At 40.6% G+C, this 4,890-nt stretch carries 3 protein-coding genes; all 3 read right to left on the bottom strand.

Translation table 11 applies throughout. The annotated features are described in order from the left end of the window. Positions 1-106: 106 nt before the first annotated feature. Entirely contained in the window at positions 107-2,647 is a 2,541-nt protein-coding gene (locus tag EO98_RS06875) for an oligosaccharyl transferase, archaeosortase A system-associated (RefSeq protein WP_048141410.1), read from the bottom strand. A gap of 464 nt (positions 2,648-3,111) precedes the next feature. Next, positions 3,112-3,978: a glycosyltransferase family 2 protein gene (locus EO98_RS06870; protein WP_052734544.1), complete on the bottom strand. Its 867-nt coding sequence runs from the start codon at positions 3,976-3,978 to the stop codon at positions 3,112-3,114. A gap of 311 nt (positions 3,979-4,289) precedes the next feature. Continuing rightward, positions 4,290-4,727, bottom strand: coding sequence for a transposase (locus EO98_RS17780; protein ID WP_235283664.1), 438 nt, complete (start codon positions 4,725-4,727; stop codon positions 4,290-4,292). Between the last annotated feature and the right edge of the window lie 163 nt (positions 4,728-4,890).

Raw genomic sequence — 4,890 nt, 5'->3', positions numbered from 1 at the left:
GGGCTCGGAGATGTGTATAAGAGACAGTAATAGAGCCGTAAAAAGTGGAAGGTAAGAGAAAGGATAAAAACTCAGTAGAGCTCCAAACCGCATGCATCAGACTGGTTCAGACCTGTACATCTTCTCCTTTTAATACGGCTACCTCACTTACCCTTACTTCTGTAGTCGTATTCCCGTAACTTACTACATAAGCACCTGCCGGAGCAGTATCGAACTGAGTTTCCCCGGAAATCGGACCTTCGGTAGAATAGGGGACCGTAAACTCATACCGGCCTTCAGAATCCGAAGTTGTCGACTGGGAATAGTCAAAAGTCCGTCCCTGGCCCGTTAGAATTGTCGTTTTGATATTAACTGTTTCGTTAGGGGAAGCGCTCCCGGTTATTTTTGCGCCCTTAACGTATTCGAAAACCTTAACATACCCTGTATCTGTCTCAGGGATACTGCCTCCGAAGAGGTAGTTGTACACCTGTTTGTATCCGACCTCGTCACTCTGACCCGCCCAGGACTCGTGAACCAAACGATACTGCTTCATGCCATTCCCATCAAAAAAGTGAAGCCTGGATTCCATTGAGTTGTAATAACGCATTGTCGGAAGGATTTGAGAGTTGGCACCTACCCGGTACTGGGCATAGTACCCTTCTTCATCAAGGGTCCAGGCAGTCATAGGCATAAATTTTGGGTTAACTTTTCCGTTAAATAAAGAAGCCATTTCTATGTCGGATACAATGTATCGAGCTCCGGCTTTGTCAGGATCCGGGTGAACGGCTTCAAGAACTGCTGTTGCTTCTTCTTCCGACGGAGCGGTAAAGAAAGTGGAAGCACCAGGCAGGTTTTCGTCTTCAGTACTTCCTCTGCGCCCTCCAATTCCGGCCTGGAAAGGGTTGGCATTTGGCATTCTGTGCCCAATCGTTTCAATCCAATGTCCGTAGTCCCACCAGGACATGACCCCATACGCAGTATCCGGATACTGGAAGAGTTCGCCGTTCTCGGGGGCTTCGTAAATTTCGTTGTAGGCCATTCCCGGATCAGGAGTATTATAGCGAAGCCAGAGAGTGGATTCAATCCATGGGCCGTTGGGACCTCCCGTGCCTGTTGTATACTTTATTGCAGCGCCGTACTCCGGGAGAACCAGCACCAGGAATATGGTAAAGACTGCAAAGACCTGTTCTATTTTTACAAATTTGAAGAAATTAGGTAAATCTTTAAGCGATTTTACATTAGCCTGGAAGCTTTCTTCAAGCCGGTCCCATTTTACAAGATCAAGGAACCGACCTCCTAAATAAGCACTGAGAACTGCTACATTAATTGAATAGTAGTACGCAAAACGGTTCTGGCCATAAATTGCCATGAATATGAGAAGCCCCCATATCAGAGCCAGCAATTCTTCAGGTTTCGGCTTCCGGATGAGACTTATTGTCAGGAGAATCATTCCCGCGATCGAAGCGAAGAAAGCAGGAGCTGTAAAATATTCATAAACCTTATCGAAAGAAAATATTTCAGAGAAGTAAAATATAGAGGAAACTTCACCAATTGTTGCCATTCCTCCAGTTTTAATTCCAAAAATAGAATGAGGAGCACTTATAACCAGCGAGTAAATGGATGGGGCCGCAATTTTTGCTGCAATAAGCCCAAAGATAAAGATTCCGAATATTGCCAGAGGATAATAATAAGCCTTTAAGTTTCTTTTTTTGAACTCCCTTTCAATAAAACTCAAAGCTATAAAATATGTCATTGCTCCAAAAGCAGTGGCAACATGGAACCATGAGTAAAAAAACATCGAAAAGCCCATTTCAGGATGGACAAATGGGAGTATAAGTAGTGTACTTACTAAAAATGTGATTATACCTGTGAACCCGAGGTAATCACTTGACTCACCATGGAAGTTATCAAGGATATACTGGATCACGGCATAAACCAGAGCGATCAATAAGAAAAGAGAAGCTCCAGGCCACGAAAGCTGATAAGCTGAATACATGATCCCGGCTATAATTGAGTATATAAGAGGCTCTTTCAGGGCATCAAATTTTTTATTAGCTACATGTTCAAAACTTAGCTTTGTTCTCTTTGCAGAAATCAAAGCCAGCATGAAAAACATGATAAAAAAGGTACTGAATAGAGACTCGGCTACATGATGATCCGTAAAGCCAATCATTGAACGGGACAAAAATTGTCCTGGAGCAAAGGCGATTAAAATTGCAGCCAATATGCCTGTTTTATGGCCTCCAAGATATTTTCCGATATAGTAAACAGGAATTACAGTAAGGGCTCCGAGCACTGCGGGGAAGTAAGCCCCTACCCAGTTAACAAGTTCAGGGCTGGGGTTTCCCATTCCCAGGACCAGGGAAATAATTGCGATCATCTGATCAAATAACGGGCCGAAGTGGATGTAACTCCCGTAGGGATAGTTGGTCATGGGGTTGAAAAACATCCTTTGAGGATAGTTTTCAAGAAGGACATTAACCGTCCGCATATGGTACCATGGATCGTTTCCCCCGAATCTTACAAAGTCATTGGACAAAAACACCGAGTCTGCCGGAAGTATTCTAATCCACAGAGCTAAAAGGCCAATTATCGAAACTGCTAGGGTATATGGCCAGCTGGATTTAATTTTTGTATTGAATGCTGATGTAGGACTTTCAGAATTCATGATAATCCCCTTTAAGAGGTACATTTTTGCAGTTCAACATAAATTGAGAAGTAAGCATCAGATCGATTGTATTAATTCAGTGTAACGGTTTATAAGTGTATCCTAAGTTTGACAGTGCCCACTAATTGATACTGAATATTTCCCTTCTATTTGGTTCAATTGGGCTTGACAATTCATTTAAATTTAGAAAAATTTGTTATATATTAGATGTAATTTTATTCCTTTTTGCTACTATCAAGCTATTGATCCAGTCAAAATTCGCAAAAATATAGTTTTTGACTTCATTTTACATTCATCACTGGATTTTGGTACTGAGTCTCAGAAGCGCCATAAAATTTTGTATTCCCAAACATATTCAGGACGGCTTTTCGGATAGACTCAACATCACCAGGAGGAACAAAAATAGTGGTTTACTTTGAAATCAGGAAATCGCAAGCATATAAGCATAATCCCGAATCAATGCATTAATCAGTATGGTGTTCCATAATAGCATTTTGTTTATAAGAAAGAACTGCAACAAAGCGTTTTCCAAAGTTAACCAAATACCTGGCATTCTTATCTCCAATCAGATAATTTAAAATTGGATGACATATAGCCCAGGCATAGGATATGAGCCATGGAATTGTAATAACTCTCAATCGATTATTTCGCCGTGCTTTGGCAATTTCTTTAACCAACTTTATACAGTTGGCAGTAATTCCTCCAGTTTGCATTCCCGCAACAATCAATCCATTTAAAAAAAGAGCATCTCCACCTTCCTTAAAGGCTCGAATAAGCAATTCATAATCTCCTGCAATCCGAAAGGCTTCATCAAACTTTCCATAGATCTCAAAGAGACTGCAATGGTGGAACATTCCTTGATGTGTAAAGGTGCATATTCCATCTGCAACAATGCCCCTCCATGTGTACTCCCACGAGTAACCATCGATACAACAAATCTCATCATTTTCTGTTACTCTTGCAACCTGCCCATACACCAGCCTTATATTTTCAGATTCTGCCCTGACAAGATGCGGTACAATTTCTTCAAATACAGTACTTTTCCAGAGATAATCGTCAGACCCCAAAAAGTATATCCAATCCCCACTAACATGATCCAGAGCCTTATTCCACGCATTGTAAATGCCGTTATCCGGCTCTGATTGCCAGTAAGTAATTTTGTCGTTGTTGGCTCTCAGGATATCTATGGTACCATCTGTGGAACCCCCATCAATGACAATGAGCTCTTTATTTAGATAAGTCTGATCATATAAGCTATCGATACAGCGTTGTAATGTTTTGGCACCATTATACACGGCTACAATAACGGAGATTGAAGGTTGTGAGGTCATTTAATCACTTGATTTTTACTATGCCTATCTATTACAGTAGGAGTTACGCAGTTGGCACTTAGCACATCGTTGTTACCAACTTCCATAATCCGTTAATTAATTCAATATGTATGTAGAGTTATTTAAATATGCGGTCACTACTACTCTTTGAATTTTCATGGCGCGTTCAAACCCGGATATTCCACTTTTGATTCTTTGTAATTCCAGTCTGAGAAAAGTTCTTAATGAGAACATTATATGCGCTCTTTGTGACCCATCCTTTCTTGCCGGACATTTTTCTACACCACAGAACTGCTTTATCCCTCTCTATGCTATTCCTCAATTTCCCATGACTTCTTTGCCAAGTCTTCACGTTTTGATTCATCCATATCCTGCACATCTGTAACCCAGTGTTGCATGTCTCCGTCTTTTGAAACTATCCGAAACACCTTTACAAACCCATATGCTTTCAGATGAACCAAAAGTCCTTTTAGAGGAATATCTACTGTTTCAAGTGGTACATTTCCCTCGTTGTCAGGATTTACCAAACGATTTTTCTTAAACCTTGTGAGAAAATACCATTTTTTATTTCTAACGGCTTTAAGGTTTTTCACACTTGCATACCATGTATCAAACAAAACAAATTCAGGCTTAAAACCACGTTCTTCGGCTTTGTCAAGCATATAGAGGAAATGGTCATTCTTTGTTTTGTCGTCTTCATCGATGTTATAATTCCTAAAATCTAGAGGTATAACGGTTGTACCGTCTATCCAAACTAAGGTAACCAGACCTATCCCCTTTACAGTACGATGGTATTTTCCACTCCCATACGACGAACAAAAGCCATTTCTTTTGCGTATGGTTTATCTAATGTTGAATCATCAACAATTAAAAAGCCTTTCTTAGGCTTGAAATGATTTTTTACTTCTTCCC

It is taken from the genome of Methanosarcina sp. 2.H.T.1A.6 (genome assembly GCF_000979455.1).
Taxonomy (GTDB): domain Archaea; phylum Halobacteriota; class Methanosarcinia; order Methanosarcinales; family Methanosarcinaceae; genus Methanosarcina.
This window is presented reverse-complemented; position numbering and strand designations above follow the sequence as displayed.

Coding starts and splice junctions, on each gene's coding strand:
- EO98_RS06875 (WP_048141410.1), bottom strand. CDS start 2,647: ATGAATTCTGAAAGTCCTACATCAGCATTCAATACAAAAATTAAATCC.
- EO98_RS06870 (WP_052734544.1), bottom strand. CDS start 3,978: ATGACCTCACAACCTTCAATCTCCGTTATTGTAGCCGTGTATAATGGT.